This window comes from Gaoshiqia hydrogeniformans (assembly GCF_049347105.1).
GTDB lineage: Bacteria > Bacteroidota > Bacteroidia > Bacteroidales > Prolixibacteraceae > Gaoshiqia > Gaoshiqia hydrogeniformans.
In genome coordinates, this window is the sequence record NZ_CP186334.1 from 4,139,205 (window position 1) to 4,158,797 (window position 19,593).

The following is a 19,593-nucleotide window of genomic DNA, read 5'->3' on the forward strand; positions in this document are numbered from 1 at the left end:
AAGGTTGCATGAGCCAAGGAGAAATATATCTGCTAAAAGCTAGAAGTTCTAGAGAATAATTTCAACTGATATAAAATGAAACGAATTTACATGGCCGGCTGCGGGGGTATGCTGGGCGAGGCTTTTTATGCCAGGTTTAAAGATGAATATGAGTTAAAATGTACCGACAAAGATGTGAACGAAGCATGGCTTTCGCTGCTCGATTTCAGGGATTTGGAGGCTTATCGGAACGATGTTCAGGCGTTTAAACCTGATTATTTATTTCATCTGGGCGCTTATACCGACCTGGAGTTTTGTGAACAAAATGCGGATGAAACTTACCGCACAAACACCATGGCGGTTGAGAATGCCGTATATATTTCGAATGAACTGGATATACCTTTATTATATATCAGTACGGCCGGGATATTTGACGGGAAAAAGGCGCTTTACGACGATTGGGATCTTCCCAACCCGTTGGGGGTATATGCGCGCTCGAAGTACATGGGTGAACGTTTCGTGATTGAAAATGCCAGGCGTTACCTGGTGTGCCGTGCCGGTTGGATGATGGGTTCAGGCCCCGGAAAGGATAAAAAGTTTATCCAGAAACTGATGAAACAGTTGAAGGATGGCAGGCGGGAATTATTCATTGTGAATGATAAAGATGGCACGCCGACCTATACGCACGACTTCGCAAATAACGTAAAATACCTGATTAAAAAAGAATATTGGGGTCTGTATAATATGGTTTGCGGTGGACAAACAAGTCGGCTGGAAGTAACAGAAGAATTATTGAAGATCCTGAATTTGACAGATCAGGTTAAAATCAATGTAGTGACCAGTGATTATTTCAAAGACATTTATTTTGCCGAAAGACCTCCTTGCGAAAGGCTTACCAACCGGAAACTTGTAATTCGGGAAGCTAATCTAATGCGCGATTGGAGAGTGGCTTTAAAAGAGTACATCCAGCACTATTATCAGGGATACCTTGATGGCACTATCAGAAAAGATACAGTTAAGCAATATCAGGAATGATCTCGGAAAAGAAAAAGGTATCTCTAATTGGAACCAATGGTATTCCTGCCCGTTACGGAGGATTTGAAACTTTAACGGAATACCTGGCCCGTTACCTTAACGAAGAATATGATCTCTGTTGTTATTGCGCAAAAACTCCCCGTTCTAACCGCCTGAAAAAATATTTAAATACAAAACTGATCTACCTTCCTTTTAAGGCTAATGGCTGGCAGTCGATGATTTATGATGCTTTTTCAATTATAGATTCATTATTCAAACATGATGTACTGGTGATATTGGGTTTTTCAGGCGTGTTCGCTTTTCCCCTGAAATTTATATTTGGGAAAAAGATCATTTTTAATATTGGTGGCATTGAATGGCAAAAAGTCAGAGGAAGCAAATTGACCGGAAAGCTGGAAATCATTGTGAAAAAATGGTTTGAATGGATTTGTGTACGTTCTTCTGATCAAATCATCACAGATAATCAGGTATTATACGATTATGTGATACATCAATATCGCGTAATCCCGGTTTTGGCCGAATATGGAGGAAATCATGCAGTATATGAACCTTTGTCAAATGGAGTCACTGAGAAGTACCCTTTTTTAACTGATGACTATGATTTGACTGTATCCCGTGCCCAGGAGGATATGAATATTCACTTGGTCATTGATGCATATAAAACAATCCCTCAACGAACAGTAGTTATTATTTCGAACTGGCACATCTCTGAGTATGGGAAAAATTTAAAAAGCAAATACCTCAACAAATACCATAATATCATATTACTGGATGCGATTTATGACTTAAAGGTGTTAAATACGATCCGAGGTAATTGTAAAGTTTACCTGCATACACATTCATTATGTGGCACTGCTCCATCATTAGCCGAAGCAATGTCATTAAAACTTCCTGTTATTTGTTTTGATGTTCCAACAAACAGGGCCACTACCGAAGAGAAGTCGCTTTATTTTAAAGATGCGAAATCATTGATAGAAATCGTCGCAATGCTGGATACCCCGAATACAAAAAAACTGGGAGATGATCTGTTCGAGATTGCTTCCCGCAGGTACACATGGGAAAGAATAGTTGATTTATATAAGAAATGTATAGAAACCTATGGATAAAATTAAAATTGGGATTATCGGTATGGGAAGAATGGGGATTACCCATTATTCAATTATCAATACTCATCCCCAGGTTGAAGTCGTATCAGTGGCGGATACCTCGAAAATGACCCTGGATCTATTAGTTAAATATGTTCCTGCTGTTCAGGTGTTTAAAGATTATAAAGACTTGATTGATTTGTCAAGACCTGATGCAGTGATTGTATGTACGCCTCCAAACTTGCATTTTGAAGTTTGTAATTATGCCTGTCAGCATGGTATCCATGTTTTTGCAGAAAAACCTTTTACAACAGATGCAGAACAGGCCCGGGAACTAAAAGAAAAGTTTGAAGCCAAAGGCTTGGTTAACCAGGTAGGATATGTCAATAGGTTTAACGATGTGTTTATGACTGTGAAAAAATACATCACAAACGGTTTGGTTGGAAAAGTAGTCCGCTTTAAATCTGAAATGTTTAGCTGTACCGTTACGAAAAAAGAAGAAACCGAAAGCTGGCGTTCATACCGTGAAAACGGAGGGGGGGCCGTTTATGAAATAGCAGCTCATGCCATCGACCTGGTAGATTATCTTTTTGGTTCTCCCGATCAAATTACAGGAACCAGCATGAACCAACTTTACTCAAAACACGTGGAAGATATTGTTTCATCCACTTTTATCTATAACAACGGATGTTCAGGCACCTTATACGTGAACTGGTGCGATACCAGTTTCCGGAAACCAGCTAATAAGTTGGAAATATTCGGAGAAAAAGGGAAAATACTGGCCGATCAGCACGGATTGAAAGTATTTCTAAATACAGATGATGCTGCAACCGGATATAAGAAAGGGTGGAATAGTATTTATATCACCGATATTTTCACACCTGTTCCCTTTTATGTCAGAGGAAACGAATTTACCCGTCAGCTATATCACTTTGCTGACAGCATTCTGGGAAAAACCCACGAAAAGATCTGTACATTCTCGGATGGTTACCACTCCCAGAAAATAATGCATGAATTGTTTGAAGATGCCAAGTCCCATTTAATTCCGGCCTGATATGGAGAAAATAGATCAAATTGTTTTTGGAGATAACCAGTTCTTTGGCATTAACCACATGTCGCAGGAAAAAGCCCAGCAGCTGGCTGAAAGGTTCTTTCAAACAGAAAATATCTTTAAAGTTTATGACCTTGCATTTAAGCACGGGATTAATGCAGTCATGTTAAACAGTAATGACCGGGCTAAAGAAATATGTGACTATTTCCGCGATAATAAGTCAAAGTATGGTCATTTGAGTTGGTATCCCTCTATTCCGTATCCGCATAAATACGCCAACATGGTCAATGAAAAAGGAATATTTCCGGCAATTAACGATATCCTGTTCAAAAATAACTCTGCTTTGGGCGTGTTGGGTATGGTGGCCAAAGGCGGTATGGCAGTATTTAATAAAGATGCCATTGAATTAATGAAAATGCTTGTTGACCTGGAAGTTAAAATATTTAAAGGACTAAACATCAAGGTTGTTTTTTTACAGAATATCATCGTAGATCTCCTGTTAGGTTATGGAATAAAAGAGGTTTTTTATGAGTATTGCAGTTATGTTCGGAAAAAGTACAATGCGTTGCCTGGGCTCATTACACAAAATCTACCTCATTTAAAAGTAAAACTTGAAGAATGGGGCATTGATGAAATCGTGATATGCAGTTCCATTAACAAAATTGGTTATCTGATGTCACCAGACATTCCGACTTACATCGATACCATTCAGAATAACGATCCTTCAAAGTACCAATTAATGGCGATGTCGACACTGGCATCAGGCGCTGTTCGTGCAACTGACGCTTACGAATTTATCAATTCGTTAAACCTTCAATCAGTTGTATTTGGAGCATCTTCAGAAAAGAATATTCAGGAAACAATCAGCTTAATTAAACTCACAGGTGAGTCTGCATTACATGTTTCTCAGGATGTTCCTGATCGCATATGATCTAAATCAGATAAACACCGATGCTTCATTTTCAATCATGAAACCTGACTCCGGTAGCAGCCGAAGTAAACAAAACTCTGCGCTGGTCGGGATTTGCAATCCCGGCCTTGTTAGCCGGGGATTTAAGATCCTCAATGAAGAAGGTGCAGCTAACAAATCGACGCCAGCCAGATAAATCAAACTCAATAACTCATCAATGAAAATACTGATCACCGGTATTCACGGTTTTGTTGGTACGAACCTGACCAAAGCCTTGATGACCGGACATACCCTTTACGGACTCGATCTGCTTGCTCCCGAAAAAGAGGGCGTAAGCAAAACATACGATTGGGCTAACCTGGAAGATGATGCTTTACCAGCGGTGGATGTGATCATTCACCTGGCTGGTAAAGCTCATGACACGAAAAACAAGTCTGAATCGCAGGTGTACTTTGAGGTGAACACCGGTTTGACCCGTAAGATTTACGATTATTTCCGGACTTCGTCAGCGAAAAAGTTTATTTTTTTCAGTTCGGTGAAAGCTGTCGCCGATTCGGTGAAGGGACCGGTGTTAACTGAAGAAGCAGTTCCCGCTCCTTTGGGACCTTACGGCGAAAGCAAGCTGCTGGCCGAGTACTATATCCGGGAGCATTGGCCCGGTCAGGAATCAGGTCAATCGGTGTATATTCTTCGGCCCTGCATGATTCACGGTCCGGGTAACAAAGGTAACCTGAACTTGTTGTATCAACTGGTGAGTATGAACCTTCCCTGGCCATTGGGTGTGTACGCCAATGAGCGTTCCTTTCTGTCGATAGGCAACCTGGCTTACGTGATCGGCCGGTTGGTGAACGAACCCATTCAGGCAGGCGTTTACCAGGTAGCGGATGACGAACCGCTTTCAACCAACGAACTCATCAGACTAATCGCCCAATCGCAAGGGCAGAAGGCTAAGATATGGCATTTGCCCAAATGGATGCTTGGCGGTTTGGCGCGAGTGGGAGGGTGGTTGCATTTTCCGCTAAATCCTGCCCGCCTGCGCAAGCTCACCGAAAACTATGTGGTGAGTAATGCCCGCATCAAACAGGCGCTGGGCATAGCAAAGATGCCTGTACCCGCGCGCGATGGCCTGACCGAAACACTGAAGAGCTTCGAAGAGGCTTAAAACCACTTCGCCGCCGCTTCGCGAATACTCCCCCCGCTGGCGCGGTTTTGCAAATCGAGCCTAGCTAGCGAAAGCAAAAAAAAAAATGACTTGTCCGGCTTTCGACTGAATTTGCCCAATACGGCAAAGGCATAAATTGTAAATTTGCGCCAGCCGGGGATTACTGATTACCGACTACCGATCACTGATTACTGAAGAACAGAAGGACAGTCGCAGTTTTACTCCGGGACTTTGGCACTTTGGTACTCAGGCACTTTTAACGCAAAGAACAAGCTCCTCATAACTCATAACTTACTACTTACTACTCGTCATGATTTATCTTCTGTTTGCCTTCATGCTGCTGATTGTTGAGCTGGTCTGGTTCCGGATTGCCGATCGTTTTCATATTATCGATCAGCCCAACCTGCGCAGTTCGCACAGCCGGATCACCCGGCGGGGGGGCGGGATTGTTTTTTATTTCGCGGTCCTGATTTACAGCCTTTGGTTTGGGTTTCCTTATCAGTGGCTATGGGTTGGCACGAGCCTGATTGCCGGGATTAGTCTGGCCGACGATATCCGTCCGGTGGCCAACCGGCTTCGATTATTGTTTCACTTTACGGCCATCCTGATGCTTTTTGCCGAATGGGGGATATTTCAAGGATTTTCCTGGTGGCTGCTGCTTGTGGCTTTGGTGTTTTGTGTGGGTATCATCAATGCCTATAATTTCATGGATGGGATTAACGGCATGACGGGAGGCTACAGCCTGGTCTTGCTTCTGACGCTAATCTGGCTCAACGAACAACATATCCGGTTTGCCGATCCGGCTTTGCTTAATACGGTGACACTTGCCGTTTTGGTATTTAACGTATTTAATTTCAGAAAGAAAGCGCTTTGTTTTGCCGGAGATGTGGGTTCGGTAAGCCTGGCTTTCCTGGTACTGTTTTTCATGGGCATACTGATCCGGGAAACCGCCGATCCGACCTATATCATTTTCCTGGTTGTTTACGGGGTCGACAGTGTGGCGACCATCATTCACCGCCTGATTTTACGGGAAAATATCTTTCAGGCGCATCGTAAACATGCTTATCAGATTATGGCGAATGAGTTAAAAGTTCCCCACCTGACGGTTGCAGTTGTTTACATGAGTTTGCAGTTTGTGGTGAACGGCGTTTTTTTGCTGGTTTCACCTGCTTTCCGGTGGCATTACGCGCTTGGAGCCGTGTTGTTGCTGGCGATGATCTATATGCTCTTTATAAATAAATTCTTTTATCTCCATGCCCGCGTCGGTCAGGATCTGCCATCCTGACCCTGATTAATCTGAATTAGGAAAGTAGTGCCCCGTCCGGCCAAAGGACAAAAAATATAAGAAAAAAACAGGCCGATGAAAGTGCAAAGCAATAGACAGCCCGAACCCGGAAAGGCCGGTTTTTAACCGGCGATTGTTGAATGCGCGGTTACAAACCGCGCCACCCGCTCATGCCGCATGGCAACCAGTCCTTGCCCGGATTCGCTTCCCTTGTTTTCCATGGTCAAAATCGCCGTAGGCCACAGAAACGACAGCTCATCAAAGAAGCAGAAATTTGGATAAGGGACAAGGGAAACACCGCTGTTTTTAGATTCAGACAAAGTATCCCGAAGCGGCAGGCAGGCCGTCAAAACGCCCGGGCGAGGGTTCGTTTTGACAAGATTTTTGCTTCCTTTTTATCGACTGAAAAAGGAAGGGCCCGTCCGGCCAAAGGACAAAAAATATAAGAAAAAAACAGGCCGATGAAAGTGCAAAGCAATAGACAGCCCGAACCCGGAAAGGCCGGTTTTTAACCGGCGATTGTTGAATGCGCGGTTACAAACCGCGCCACCCGCTCATGCCGCATGGCAACCGGTCCCTGCCCGGATTCGCTTCCCTTGTTTTCCATGGTCAAAATCGCCGTAGGCCTCAGAAACGACAGCTCATCAAAGAAGCAGAAATTTGGATAAGGGACAAGGGAAACACCGCTGTTTTTAGATTCAGACAAAGTATCCCGAAGCGGCGGGCAGGCCGTCAATACGCCCGGGCGAGGGTTCGTTTTGACAAGATTTTTGCTTCCTTTTTATCGACTGAAAAAGGAAGGGCCCGTCCGGCCAAAGGACAAAAAATATAAGAAAAAAACAGGCCGATGAAAGAGCAAAGCAATAGACAGCCCGAACCCGGAAAGGCCGGTTTTTAACCGGCGATTGTTGAATGCGCGGTTACTAACCGCGCCACCCGCTCATGCCGCTTGGCAACCGGTCCAGGCCCGGATTCGCTTCCCTTGTTTTCCAGGGTCAAAATCGCCGTAGGCCACAGAAACGACAGCTCATCAAAGAAGCAGAAATTTGGATAAGGGACAAGGGAAACACCGCTGTTTTTAGATTCAGACAAAGTATCCCGAAGCGGCAGGCAGGCCGTCAAAACGCCCGGGCGAGGGTTCGTTTTGACAAGATTTTTGCTTCCTTTTTATCGACTGAAAAAGGAAGGGCCCGTCCGGCCAAAGGACAAAAAATATAAGAAAAAAACAGGCCGATGAAAGTGCAAAGCAATAGACAGCCCGAACCCGGAAAGGCCGGTTTTTAACCGGCGATTGTTGAATGCGCGGTTACAAACCACGCCACCCGCTCATGCCGCTTGGCAACCGGTCCAGGCCCGGATTCCTTTCCCTTGTTTTCCAGGGTCAAAATCGCCGTAGGCCACAGAAACGACAGCTCATCAAAGAAGCAGAAATTTGGATAAGGGACAAGGGAAACACCGCTGTTTTTAGATTCAGACAAAGTATCCCGAAGTGGCGGGCAGGCCGTCAAAACGCCCGGGCGAGGGTTCGTTTTGACAAGATTTTTGCTTCCTTTTTATCGATTGAAAAAGGAAGGGCCCGTCCGGCCAAAGGACAAAAAATATAAGAAAAAAACAGGCCGATGAAAGTGCAAAGCAATAGACAGCCCGAACCCGGGAAGGCCGGTTTTTAACCGGCGATTGTTGAATGCGCGGTTACAAACCGCGCCACCCGCTCATGCCGCATGGCAACCGGTCCAGGCCCGGATTCGCTTCCCTTGTTTTCCGGTTTCAAAATTCCCGTAGGCCGCTGCAGGAAGAAAGGCATCACCGGTTTTTCAAATGTGTTAACGTATAATATAACATGCAACTGATTGAATCTTCGCTTTTGAATAGCGTATCTGACCGGGCGAAAGAAAGCCCGCGGCTTCGGATGAACCATAACTTTCACTACTCGCCCGAAGCGCCTGTTCAGCGTTTGCTAAACGCGCTGGAGCCGGGAACGGTGATTCCGGTTCACCGTCACCGTCACACCGACGAAACCTATATTTTACTCCGGGGTTGCATCCGGGCGATTTTTTATGATGAGGAAGGGACTGAACTGGAGTCGGCCGTCATAAATCCGGCTCAGGGATGCTTTGGTATCCAGATCCCCGCGTGGCAGTGGCACTCGCTGGAGGTGATCAGCCCCGGGACGGTCATTTTTGAAGTGAAAGAAGGTCCCTATGTTCCCCTGGGACCCGAAGATCTGCTCTAAATCATACGTTTAGGCAAGGAAAGTCTTGCCCGACAAACCCGAATTATCCATGCGGTAAAAATTTGAGAACTATGATCAGCTTGATAATTAGTAGATTAAAGATGTATAATCTGCCCAGGAAGATGATCCTGCTGGCAGACATGGGCATTATTGTTACCGGATTTCCTTTGGCGTATCTGTTACGCTATAATTTTGATTTTGACCAGCTTGCTTTTGGACAGGTGTTTATGCAGGCCCTGGCGGTGATCTCTCCGGTGTATCTGATGGCTTTTTTATGGAGCGGCTCGTACAGGGGGATTATCAGGCATTCATCTATCGAAGATGCTGTTCGTTTATTTACCACGATCAGCCTGGCTATGGTGGCTTTATTCCTGCTCGCGGTGATGAGCCGGTTCATGGGGATGTCGAAAGCATGGAGCCTGTCGGGTTCGGTACTGGTCATTCATACCGCCATCTCCACAGTTTTACTGATGGGGTCCAGATTAGTGATCAGGGTGGTTTACCATGCTTTTATGGATCAGCGAGATCACTTAAAACCGGTATTAATCTTCGGTGCTGGAAGCATGGGGCAAATTACGCTGGGAGTGATTGAAAACGACCGGGTTTCAAAGATCAATGTTGTCGGGTTTATTGATGACAATAAAACCCTGGTCGGGAAACGCCTCGCAGGAAAACCAATCTACTCCGAAGAAGAAGCTTTCGGGAAAGTGGTGCGGATTAAAGAGGTGAAAGAGCTGATATTGGCCGTTACGCCTCACAAAATTATCCTGGAACGAAAAAAAGCCCTGTTCGACCGCTGTTTAAAACAGGGGGTAAGGGTACGCGAAATTCCGCCGGTAAAAGACTGGATTGACGGGCGGTTTAATTCCCGTCAATTGCGCGAACCCAATATCGAAGATCTTTTGGGACGCGACCCGATTTGGCTGAACCAGAGCCAGGTGGCCGACGGACTGAAAGGCGCTGTTGTTTTGGTAACCGGGGCAGCCGGATCAATCGGTTCGGAAATAGCCCGGCAGTTGATGGCGTTTGACGTCAATCACGCGGTTTTTGTCGATCAGGCTGAATCTCCTCTTTACGATTTACAGAATGAATTACTGAAACGTTTTTCATCGGACAGGTTTAGCGTGATTGTAGCAAGCATTACCGATCTGTACCGGATGCAATCTCTGTTTGAAAAATACCGGCCGCAATATGTGTTTAACGCTGCGGCCTACAAACATGTGCCGCTGATGGAAGACTCACCCTACGAAGCCCTCCGGGTAAACGTAGGAGGTACTAGGTTGCTGGCCGATTTATCCGTGAAGTTTGGCGTGAAAAAATTTGTCATGATCTCGACCGATAAAGCGGTGAACCCCACCAATGTGATGGGGGCTTCCAAACGGATTTGTGAGATCTACATCCAGGCATTAACCCAGGCGCGGCATAAAAGTACCCAGTTTATTACCACCCGGTTTGGAAACGTGTTGGGTTCAAATGGTTCTGTCGTACCCCTGTTTCGCAGGCAAATTGAAGAAGGAGGTCCGGTTACGGTGACCCACCCCGATATTATCCGCTATTTTATGACGATTCCCGAGGCCTGTCAGTTAGTACTCGAAGCCGGCTTTATGGGACATGGAGGCGAGATTTACGTGTTTGATATGGGCGAGCCCGTCAAAATTTATGATTTGGCCGTAAAGATGATTTCCCTGGCCGGCCTGAAACCGGTGGAAGATATTCCGATTCTTTTTACCGGGCTGAGACCGGGAGAAAAATTGTATGAAGAATTATTGGCCGACGAAGAAAATACCATCCCGACGCATCATCCGAAAATAAAGGTGGCACAGGTGCGGGAACACAACTTTGGCGTGGTGAATCTGATGATTGACGAATTACTGGGCGCGATACGGAATGAATCGGAAGCCGACCTGGTAATCCGGATGAAGGCCCTGGTGCCGGAGTTCATCTCCCAAAATTCGAAATACAGCAAATACGACGAAGTGACCGCGTAACGCTGACAAATTTATTAGAAACATAAATACAGAAAACAGATGAAAAACAATGTTCAGAAAGCCGTATTCGCGCTGTTGTCAATGCTGCTGCTTTTTTCATGCAAGTCAAATAAGGAATTGATGTATTTACAGAACCTTCCCCGGGGGGAAGTGTTGCGGGGAGTCCCGTTTTCGACCAACGAGTATAAGTTACGTACCAACGATAACCTGTATATCCAGGTAACCTCGCTGAATCCTGAAGTAAATCAGCTCTTTAATCCTTCGGCCGGTACCGGTTATGCTGCGGGCGTTACCCAGCAGTATGGCACGCTGAGCGCCCAGTACCTGAGCGGTTACCAGGTGGATGAAGACGGAAATATTGAAATGCCGATCATCGGCGAAATTTTTGTGAAAGGAAAAACCTTGAGCCAGGCGAAAGAGCTATTGATGGAACGGGTGAATGAATATTTTAAGGAGGCGACGGTGACGGTCAAATTACTCAGTTATAAGTTCACCGTCATGGGCGAAGTGGCCCGGCCCGGTGTTTATTACAGTTACCATAACTCTTGCACACTTTTGGAAGCGATCAGTCAGGCCAATGGTACAACCGACTATTCGAGCCTGCGGAAAGTCATCGTCATCCGCGAAACAGACGACCGGCGTTCGTATGCCATCCCGGTCGATCTGACCGATAAATCGTTGCTGGCTTCTCAGGCTTATTACCTGCAACCGAACGACGTGGTTTACGTGAAACCCGACAAGTACAAAAATACCCGCCTGAATGCATCCTTATATGCCTTGATGCTGTCAACGGTTTCCACCTTTATTGTCATCCTGAAATACATTGGAGAATAGCAAACACGAAGAATAAGTCATATTTATACATGAGAGATGGATCATAACGATGAATTATTAAAACTACTGACCAAAAATGAAGAAGAAACAGTCAATCTGAAAGAATTTCTGTTTAAACTGCTTCATTACTGGCACTGGTTTGTCGGAGCAGCCCTGATTGGGCTCATAACGGCTTTCATTTACAACAAATATACTCCGGCCAGTTTTGTTGTGAACAGCCAGTTGCTGGTAAAAGAGAAAAAAATGGACGGGATCAGCCTGGATAATTTATTTGATAATTTCCAGATGAAGTCGGATGTAAAGCTCGATAACCATATCGGGATCCTGTCGTCGTTCACCATTAACCGTCAAGTGGTTGAAAACCTGGGCTGGCATGTTTTCTGGTACCGCGATAAACTGTTTGCCGATGAGAACCTGTATGGCAAAGAACCCTACGAACTAACGCTTGAATCGGGTTCGATGAACCTGAAAGATGTTCCGGTATACATTAACCCGGTTGACTCGATTCATTTTTTGATCAGGGTTGACTCGGAGGTGGTGATTGACGGGGAGACGTTTCAGATTGATTTTGAAGAGCAGGGAGAATACGGGAAAAAATTTGAAAACTACTATTTCTCGTTTACGCTCAAAAAATTTGGGGTGCCGGCCGACGGGAACTATTATTTTGTTGTGAATAAATTGGATGACCTGGCTTTAAGCTACATGCAAAAGGTGGAGATAGGGCGGGTAAGCAAAAATGCCGATCTGATCAACCTGCAGGTGGTTGGCAATAATCCCAAAAAAGAGATCAGCTTTTTAAACGAACTAGCCGATGTATATATCCGTTACGGACTGAAAGAAAAGAATCAAATCTCTGAAAATACCATCCATTTCATCGAGCGGCAACTACTGGCTATTGTCGACACCCTAAAGGTTACCGGAGATCACTTTTCGAGTTACCGGGCCGATAAAAAGGTGTTTGACCTGGGGCAGAAGGCCTCGCTGGTGGTCACCAAATTAGTTGAACTCGACTCGAAAAGGTCGCTGGCCGAAATGCAGCTCGAGTATTACGAGAACCTGAAAAACTACATGAACCACGCCGATAAGATAAAAGAAATGGTGTTTCCTTCGGTTGTCGGTATTACCGATGCGGGATTGAATAACCTGGTGGTTCGCCTGAGTGAATTATACAGTAAAAAGGAAGCGTTGTCATATAGTCTTCACGAGAAGAATCCCGGAATCCAGGTGATCGACCGCGAGTTGGAATATACCCGTAAAAGCCTGAACGAGAATCTGAATAACCTGGTTTTTAATACCCGGCAGGAACTGGAGGTGATGAAGCGGGAAATTGACGAAGTTAACCGGCAATTGCAGGATTACCCGAAAACCGAACAGGACCTGATCAACATCAAACGCATGTACGACCTGAACAATGAGCTGTATACCTTCCTGTTACAAAAACGGGCCGAAGCCGAAATTACAAAAGCTTCCAACATCCCCGATGTGAATATTTTGGATCCGGCCCGGGAGGCGACGATGAAACGGAAAGGTCCCCGTACACTGGTCAACCTGTTCCTGGGGCTCTTCCTGGGGCTGATCATACCGCTTCTGATCATTGTGGTGCGCGATTATTTCGATGAAACCATCCACAGCCGCGAGGACTTGAAAAAGTTAACCTCGATACCCATTGTAGCCGATATTATGCACAATCCGTTTAATGAAAAAATTCCGGTGGCAGAGCATCCCCGGTCGGTACTGGCCGAATCGGTACGCGAACTACGAACCAGCCTGGATTATATGAACCATAAAAGTGATGGAAATGTTATCGGGATTCACTCATTGGTGCCTAACGAGGGAAAAACGTTTGTTGCGGTCAACCTGGCGGCTATTATGGCGATGAATAATAAAAAAGTGATTCTGATCGGGGCCGATATGCGCAAACCAACCTTACATAGCTACCTGGATATTGAGCACAAAAGGGGATTGAGCACCTATCTGATCGGAAACCACACGATCGACGAAATCATCAGGAAAACAAAAATCCCCAATCTCGATTCGATCCCGGCCGGGCTGATTCCTCCCAATCCGGCCGAGTTGCTCGGAACAGAAGAATTTGGAAAACTGATCGGAGAGCTGAAAGGGAGATATGACACCATCATCATCGATAATTCGCCGATTACCCTGGTGACCGATGCGGCGATTGTGAAAAAACATACGACCATCAACCTGTTTGTGGTACGGCAAAGGTACAGCGACCGGAATTTGATCGATTTGCTCAACCAGATTGTCGAAAAGAACGGCATGCCCAATGTCGGGCTTGTCATCAACGATGTGGACCCCCAGGTATACGGAAGTTATGCCTATCGCTATGGCGGATATTACCGGAAAGCATACAACTCCGGAAGCGGCTATTTTGAAGAATAAGCAGAAAAAAAATAAACATGAAATCAATCCTGACTGATTCAATTTATCCAATGTTGTTAAAAAAAGCATTCGGGCGCGTGGGCGACCTGATCAATCATTCCTGGATGGAAGGGCAAAAAGTAATTATGGACGAAGAGTTTTGTCCTTACGGCATTAAGCTGGGGGCTAACCAGAAGGAGATTTCCCGGCAACGCCTGAAATTTAATATTTCGGCCGAATATGATTTTTCTGACGAAGCGGGACTTCCTTACCAGGTCTCTTTTGTCGATTTTCAACACGGAGAGACTCATTTGGTGATTCAATTGCATTTTATTGATAAGAGGCTGTTCCTTGCCAGAATAGACTTTATGAAACAATTGTTGTTTCATCGGTATGAAAAGCTGGTTTTTCAGTTAACAGGTATTTGTCCTGATAAGGATTCAATAATAGGTATCCTTCCCTTTTATATCAAGGATGAACAGCATAACCTCCTGCGGATTCATAACCCGATGGGATATCCTTCATTAATGTATTACAGCAGCGATGCTCAAATTCAGAAACTGGTTGAAAAAATTCAGCCGGAACTCATGGAATTCCCGGGTAAATCTGATTTTGAGATTAACGCGGCCTTGATTGCCTGATCTTTAAGGGCCCGGTAAATAGATTTTTCGAATTGATAAACCAATAAAACTAAATGAGATGAGCGGATTGAACAGAAAACAGGCCAAGCTTTTAAAAAAGCAGGTGGGCAAACTTTACGGGAGAAACTATATCCCGTTAATGACAGGAGACAGCACACTGTCGATAGGCGATATTTTATTATCGAAACATGACATTCTTCCAATCCTTGACAGTTCGGTATTTGACCCGGTTAATACGGAAATCGTAGAAGGGAAAAAGACCAGTAAGAATGTAACTTCAGACTCCGGTGTAAAACTCACCGCAAAATTCCGGGGAGAGGCGATTCTTTCGGAGTACTTTAAATTAGACGAAGCCGGGATTGTTGTTCAGTTTTCCTCTGATGACCAGATGTTCCTTAAAATCCAGGGGATGAGGCAACAGAGTATTAAGAACTTCATCTCGTTCAGGCAGGAACTGTTGGAACGCTATGTTAACGGCCAGATCTCGTCCAAGGTATATGTTGTCAGGGGACTGGTATATGCCGATAAATATTATCTTCAGTTTAGCGGGAGCCAGGGAGGTACGGTTGGATTCCAAATAGATGCCGATGTGAAATATCTTGATGCCGAAGTGGAAGCCGATTTTAATATAAAATGGAAAAAAGAGGTTGGTTATCATATCGACGGTTCAACCGGGGGCGTGTTGGCCTATTGTGTTTCAGGAGTTCGTTTGAAAAAACAGTTGATGCCAGCTGGAATTCAGGAGAAAATACGGAACGGAATGTCAGAATCCGATGCTCTCGAATGTTTATCTGTTTCTGAACGACAAGATTTGTTAAGCAAGGATGCGTTGGAAATCGTAGACCTCACGGATGAGATTCTTTTGGCGCCCGAAAAAACGGAATAGGACTGCAGGAATCGTCCTCTGAATGGTAAATGTCCGGAAAGATGAAACTTATCAGAACACATATCCCGGAAATTCTGATCATCCAGCCACCGGTTGTCACAACCGGTCAGGGATATACGATTGAATTGTTCTCAGCGCTAAACTTTTCCGGGTTTATCGGCGATACCACCTTTATGCTCGATACCATCCAGTATTATAAGTTTGGCGTGTTAACCGGTCCGGCTTATCAGAAACCACCCTATACGCAACTGCAACTGGTTAGCGTGCTGAAAGGAATGGTACTGCAGGTCGCTGTTGACATCCGGATCGGGGCGCCAACCTACGGACAGTATGTTTCCGTCATCCTAACCGGGCAGGACCATTATCAGCTATTGGTGCCGAAAGGGTTTGCGCTTGGTTATATTGTCCTGAGCAAATCGGCCTTTATCATGATTAAAAGCGACAATATCGGTTCAAACATCGGGAAAAGAGGTTTTTGTTGGAATGATCCCTGGGTGAATATTAACTGGAGGGTACCGGAAAAATACATCGTACTGGCTGAGGCCGATAAACATTATCCTTTTCTTTTGGATGTGAACGATTTTTATTATAAAGACTTTTTATAGATGCATGCAAGACATCCTTGTGAGGGGAGGATGAATGAAATAAATGGATAACCATGTATACATCAGGAGGAAATAAAGCACGAAAAACGATTGTTGCCGTCGACTTTGACGGTACGATTGTCGAACATAAATATCCAAAAATAGGGAAGGAGGTTCCCTTTGCAGTACAAACATTGAAAATGCTTCAGAATGATGGGTTCCGTCTGATTCTTTGGACTTCGAGGTATGGCAAAGAATTGGAGGAAGCAATAAAATTCTGTCATGAAAGAGGTCTTGAATTTTTTGCCGTGAATAAAAATTATCCGGAGGAAATCTTCGGCGAAAATTTAAGCCGGAAAATAGTGGCTGATATTTATATTGACGACCGGAACTATGGCGGGATACCATCATGGGGCGAAATTTACCACAAACTCAAGGAGGGATCTTTTGATTATTAATTCACCGCTTAAAAGTTAACGTAATGAAAAAGAAGTTTGTTTTTCTGGTAATTGCCGGATTGATGACCCTGGAGGGCTTTGCCCAAAGCGGGACGCCAGCCGGGACCGTTTTTAATCAATGGTCGATCGATGCCGGTATTGGTTTAACCAAGCCGTATCGCAATTTTGACGCAGGTTATTATGCAGCGACACCTGATTTTTTGGCAACAGAAATAGGATTACGCTACATGATTAACGAATTTTTTGGTCTGAAATTCGGGTTTGGTTACAACCAGTTTACCGAAGCGAAGAACAGCCTTGATTTCCAAACGAGTGAATACCGTCTGGATTTACAAGGTGTAATGAATGTTGGTCGCGTTTTGCAGTTCGAGAACTGGACCAAAACATTTAACTTGCTGGCGCACGGAGGTTTCGGTGTTGGAAAGATGGATTATGATCTGGCTTCCGATGTCGATGACTATGTGGGTAATGTGATTGGCGGTCTGACTGCCCAGGTGAAATTATCACCCCGCGTTGCCCTGAACCTCGATGGAAGCGCCTTTTTTAACATCCGTCAGAATAATTCATTTAATGGTAACGGATCCGGAAATAGTAAAAACCTGGGTGCTGTTTTTAACGGAACGGTGGGTCTTTCAATCTACCTGGGTAAAAACAAAACCCACGCCGACTGGTACCTGCGTGGCGATGAGAAATACAATGCGCTTAATTTGCGGGTTTCGGCATTGGATTCCCGGGTGAAAGCCGTTGAAGACGAATCGGCCAAAGCCAGGGATCTGGCCAAAACACAGGGCGATGTTGAAGAGCTGAGCAAGAGAGTTGCCGCATTGGGCGATAAAGAACAGGGAACCGGTAACTACGACGAATTTGTAAAGAAACTGGTGAACGACGGCTACGCGAATATTTATTTCGACTTCAACAGCAGCGTTGTTAAAAGCACAAATGCATCAACTTTAGGATTTATCCGCATATACCTGCAAAAGAACCCGGGAGCAAAACTGGATGTTCTGGGTTATGCTGATGAAGTTGGGCCGGAAGATTACAACCAGAAGCTTTCGCAACGACGTGCCGATGCAGCCGTGAAAGTACTGGTTGAAGCAGGAATCGACGGTTCAAGATTGAACGCGGTAGGTAAAGGCGAAGATACCAGCGTGAACAAAGATTCTTCACAAGCCCGTCAGTTGGCACGGAGAGTTAGTTTTGTGGTGAAATAATTGCTTCTGTTTGGCAATCCTCAAACCCCGACTTGGATCAATCCGAAAAGTTGAGGTTTGGGGATTAATATTTGTATCATTCAAAAACACCTTATCTTTTTGTTTTTAACCATACATATAGCAAAGTTGCATATATCGACTGTAAATCAGAGGTTAAGACATCATGAACCAATGATGTAAAGACCATCGTATGCCTGTTCCGGACATTGAGGTTAAGGAATATTCATGGGATTAATCCATCATCGTGGAATGGTTGGGAAGTTCCGTTTGTTCTATCTATATCCGACAGACGAAAGCCTTTCCTCTGTCAAATAAATTACCGGTAATCATTGCCCGGCATTTCTGCGAATGCTTCCGGCTTTTAGTTTTTTTCGGGCCGCAAATCAGATCTCTTTGGTTACCTGGCGTAGCTTTAGATTTGCTTTGCATTAAATTTTATGATCTTTTCATTGGAACTCTCATGAAAAAAATCATAATACCTACCTCTGGTGAAGCATGAATACCACCTCCCCGATATACCCGTTTCATCCCTAAAGCGACATCAGGTCAATAAACTTGTATTTTTGTGTGTCAATATTTACAGTATTTTTGCCGTAATTTAAACAAGATCAAATGATAATATAAAAATTTGGCCTTTTCTTTTTTATTACACTTACGAAGATACAAAAGATTTCGCCAGATGCAAGGGAAAGAACGGAAAATATCACCCATAAAACAAAGAATTTTGCAATTCGTTGAAACTCTTGACATCAGTAAGAGAGATTTTTATGCAAAAACCGGCATATCAAGAGGAACCCTTGAGAACAGGACCGGAATTACGGAAGATATTTTGGCGAAATTTATCGCCGCTTACCCGGAAGTATCGATTATGTGGCTCGTTATTGGACAGGGAAAAATGAAAGATGATTGCAGTTATGAGAAAAATAACGAAAACTCGTTCCGGTCATACATCCATATGCTTGAAATGATCAAGGACCTTGCCGGAGAGAATGCTTTATTAAAGAAAAAGATTGAAGATCTGGAAAGGAGAAATCAAATTGACAATCAGTGATTTGGCTGTCTTTCTGCCGGGCCTTAATTAAACATTTTGCCCATCCGATCCTTTGTTCCGGTTGTTTTTCAAATGATTACCCGGACCGGACCCCCCTGATATGATCAAATTTACTTTTAGCAATAAAATTTCTTTTCTGACAGTATGTTGAAAAACACGAACCTGAATTTCCGGGAATTTATGTCAGAGCTCAGGATGAAACTTCCTCCCGGGATTCGTCGAAAGATCAAAAAACGAAGGCTGCTAAAAGGAACTTACCTGGTTCATGCAGGTGAAGTTTCTTCGGCGGTCTGGTATTTTAAGTCGGGTATTGCCCATGTTTTTTTTCAAAAAGGGGAAATAAAGATCACACAGGATTTCATTTTTGCCGATGATCTGTTTTGCGTTTATCCCGGCCTTTTTATGAATGAACCCTCTTCGGTATCAGTCCAGTTATTAACTGATGCAAAGGTATTGATGGTCAACCTGGTTGGATGGGATATCCGGAAGGAGAAAAACAGTGTGGTTCACGAAATCGAACGGGTTATTGTTTCCCGGTGGTTCCGGATGATGGAAGAGAGGTCCATCATGCGTTTTTTTACGGTGACCGAGCAATATCTCTTTTTGCATAAAAGACATCCACGGCTGATCAAGCATATTCCCTCTGTATTTCTTGCGGATTACCTGGGTACCTCGCCTGAAACAATCTCCCGGGTAAGGGCCAAAGTACGGGATGGTTGCGGCGTTTCCGACCAGGCGCCTTTTTGGTATCTGTTCGAAAAAAAAGCATTTAAAACGGGACTGGATTTAAAAGAGTTTAAGTGAATTTTTCATACTGA

The 19,593-nt window shown here is 44.5% G+C and carries 17 protein-coding genes; all 17 read left to right on the forward strand.

Annotated features, from left to right (window positions below):
• The first annotated feature begins 75 nt into the window (after positions 1-75).
• Positions 76-1,014 carry an SDR family oxidoreductase gene (locus ACOIT5_RS16415; RefSeq protein ID WP_423127241.1) on the forward strand — a complete coding sequence of 313 codons (939 nt, stop codon included), beginning with the start codon at positions 76-78 and terminating at the stop codon, positions 1,012-1,014.
• Positions 1,011-2,120, forward strand: coding sequence for a DUF1972 domain-containing protein (locus ACOIT5_RS16420; RefSeq protein WP_423127242.1), 1,110 nt, complete (start codon positions 1,011-1,013; stop codon positions 2,118-2,120). The genes ACOIT5_RS16415 and ACOIT5_RS16420 overlap by 4 nt, the downstream gene beginning before the upstream one ends.
• Entirely contained in the window at positions 2,113-3,153 is a 1,041-nt protein-coding gene (locus ACOIT5_RS16425; RefSeq protein ID WP_423127243.1) for a Gfo/Idh/MocA family protein, read from the forward strand. The genes ACOIT5_RS16420 and ACOIT5_RS16425 overlap by 8 nt, the downstream gene beginning before the upstream one ends.
• Position 3,154: 1 nt before the next feature.
• On the forward strand, positions 3,155-4,081 hold the full coding sequence (locus ACOIT5_RS16430; RefSeq protein WP_423127244.1) for a hypothetical protein: 927 nt from the start codon (positions 3,155-3,157) through the stop codon (positions 4,079-4,081).
• 196 nt (positions 4,082-4,277) lie between these two features.
• Positions 4,278-5,222: an NAD-dependent epimerase/dehydratase family protein gene (locus ACOIT5_RS16435; RefSeq protein WP_423127245.1), complete on the forward strand. Its 945-nt coding sequence runs from the start codon at positions 4,278-4,280 to the stop codon at positions 5,220-5,222.
• Positions 5,223-5,532: 310 nt separating this feature from the next.
• Complete coding sequence (locus tag ACOIT5_RS16440; protein WP_423127246.1) at positions 5,533-6,507, forward strand: MraY family glycosyltransferase; 975 nt, start codon at positions 5,533-5,535, stop codon at positions 6,505-6,507.
• 1,840 nt (positions 6,508-8,347) lie between these two features.
• The gene (locus ACOIT5_RS16445) at positions 8,348-8,740 is read left to right on the forward strand and encodes a WbuC family cupin fold metalloprotein (RefSeq protein WP_423127247.1); all 393 of its coding nucleotides are present in this window, start codon (positions 8,348-8,350) and stop codon (positions 8,738-8,740) included.
• Positions 8,741-8,811: 71 nt separating this feature from the next.
• The gene (locus tag ACOIT5_RS16450; protein WP_423127248.1) at positions 8,812-10,728 is read left to right on the forward strand and encodes a polysaccharide biosynthesis protein; all 1,917 of its coding nucleotides are present in this window, start codon (positions 8,812-8,814) and stop codon (positions 10,726-10,728) included.
• Between the two features lie 39 nt (positions 10,729-10,767).
• Positions 10,768-11,562 (forward strand): polysaccharide biosynthesis/export family protein, encoded by a 795-nt coding sequence (locus ACOIT5_RS16455; protein WP_423127249.1) that lies wholly within the window; start codon positions 10,768-10,770, stop codon positions 11,560-11,562.
• A gap of 36 nt (positions 11,563-11,598) precedes the next feature.
• Positions 11,599-13,965, forward strand: coding sequence for an exopolysaccharide transport family protein (locus ACOIT5_RS16460; protein ID WP_423127250.1), 2,367 nt, complete (start codon positions 11,599-11,601; stop codon positions 13,963-13,965).
• Positions 13,966-13,982: 17 nt separating this feature from the next.
• Positions 13,983-14,585 carry a hypothetical protein gene (locus tag ACOIT5_RS16465; protein ID WP_423127251.1) on the forward strand — a complete coding sequence of 201 codons (603 nt, stop codon included), beginning with the start codon at positions 13,983-13,985 and terminating at the stop codon, positions 14,583-14,585.
• A 58-nt stretch (positions 14,586-14,643) separates the two neighbouring features.
• Positions 14,644-15,471: a hypothetical protein gene (locus ACOIT5_RS16470; protein ID WP_423127252.1), complete on the forward strand. Its 828-nt coding sequence runs from the start codon at positions 14,644-14,646 to the stop codon at positions 15,469-15,471.
• Positions 15,472-15,512: 41 nt separating this feature from the next.
• Positions 15,513-16,076, forward strand: coding sequence for a dTDP-4-dehydrorhamnose 3,5-epimerase family protein (locus ACOIT5_RS16475; RefSeq protein WP_423127253.1), 564 nt, complete (start codon positions 15,513-15,515; stop codon positions 16,074-16,076).
• Positions 16,077-16,129: 53 nt separating this feature from the next.
• A complete protein-coding gene (locus tag ACOIT5_RS16480; protein WP_423127254.1) occupies positions 16,130-16,513 on the forward strand; it encodes a BT0820 family HAD-type phosphatase in 384 nt (127 codons plus the stop codon).
• Positions 16,514-16,536: 23 nt separating this feature from the next.
• Positions 16,537-17,724, forward strand: a complete 1,188-nt coding sequence (locus ACOIT5_RS16485; RefSeq protein WP_423127255.1) for an OmpA family protein — start codon at positions 16,537-16,539, stop codon at positions 17,722-17,724.
• A gap of 724 nt (positions 17,725-18,448) precedes the next feature.
• Entirely contained in the window at positions 18,449-18,775 is a 327-nt protein-coding gene (locus ACOIT5_RS16490; protein WP_423127256.1) for a hypothetical protein, read from the forward strand.
• 144 nt (positions 18,776-18,919) lie between these two features.
• Positions 18,920-19,579 carry a Crp/Fnr family transcriptional regulator gene (locus ACOIT5_RS16495; protein WP_423127257.1) on the forward strand — a complete coding sequence of 220 codons (660 nt, stop codon included), beginning with the start codon at positions 18,920-18,922 and terminating at the stop codon, positions 19,577-19,579.
• The last annotated feature ends 14 nt before the right edge of the window (positions 19,580-19,593 follow it).

Bases quoted from the DNA above. Each gene is read 5' to 3' on its own strand.
- ACOIT5_RS16440 (WP_423127246.1), top strand. From the start codon at position 5,533: ATGATTTATCTTCTGTTTGCCTTCATGCTGCTGATTGTTGAGCTGGTC.
- ACOIT5_RS16495 (WP_423127257.1), top strand. From the start codon at position 18,920: ATGTTGAAAAACACGAACCTGAATTTCCGGGAATTTATGTCAGAGCTC.
- ACOIT5_RS16415 (WP_423127241.1), top strand. From the start codon at position 76: ATGAAACGAATTTACATGGCCGGCTGCGGGGGTATGCTGGGCGAGGCT.
- ACOIT5_RS16485 (WP_423127255.1), top strand. From the start codon at position 16,537: ATGAAAAAGAAGTTTGTTTTTCTGGTAATTGCCGGATTGATGACCCTG.
- ACOIT5_RS16430 (WP_423127244.1), top strand. From the start codon at position 3,155: ATGGAGAAAATAGATCAAATTGTTTTTGGAGATAACCAGTTCTTTGGC.
- ACOIT5_RS16455 (WP_423127249.1), top strand. From the start codon at position 10,768: ATGAAAAACAATGTTCAGAAAGCCGTATTCGCGCTGTTGTCAATGCTG.
- ACOIT5_RS16460 (WP_423127250.1), top strand. From the start codon at position 11,599: ATGGATCATAACGATGAATTATTAAAACTACTGACCAAAAATGAAGAA.
- ACOIT5_RS16445 (WP_423127247.1), top strand. From the start codon at position 8,348: ATGCAACTGATTGAATCTTCGCTTTTGAATAGCGTATCTGACCGGGCG.
- ACOIT5_RS16450 (WP_423127248.1), top strand. From the start codon at position 8,812: ATGATCAGCTTGATAATTAGTAGATTAAAGATGTATAATCTGCCCAGG.
- ACOIT5_RS16435 (WP_423127245.1), top strand. From the start codon at position 4,278: ATGAAAATACTGATCACCGGTATTCACGGTTTTGTTGGTACGAACCTG.
- ACOIT5_RS16425 (WP_423127243.1), top strand. From the start codon at position 2,113: ATGGATAAAATTAAAATTGGGATTATCGGTATGGGAAGAATGGGGATT.
- ACOIT5_RS16475 (WP_423127253.1), top strand. From the start codon at position 15,513: ATGAAACTTATCAGAACACATATCCCGGAAATTCTGATCATCCAGCCA.
- ACOIT5_RS16465 (WP_423127251.1), top strand. From the start codon at position 13,983: ATGAAATCAATCCTGACTGATTCAATTTATCCAATGTTGTTAAAAAAA.
- ACOIT5_RS16480 (WP_423127254.1), top strand. From the start codon at position 16,130: ATGTATACATCAGGAGGAAATAAAGCACGAAAAACGATTGTTGCCGTC.
- ACOIT5_RS16470 (WP_423127252.1), top strand. From the start codon at position 14,644: ATGAGCGGATTGAACAGAAAACAGGCCAAGCTTTTAAAAAAGCAGGTG.
- ACOIT5_RS16420 (WP_423127242.1), top strand. From the start codon at position 1,011: ATGATCTCGGAAAAGAAAAAGGTATCTCTAATTGGAACCAATGGTATT.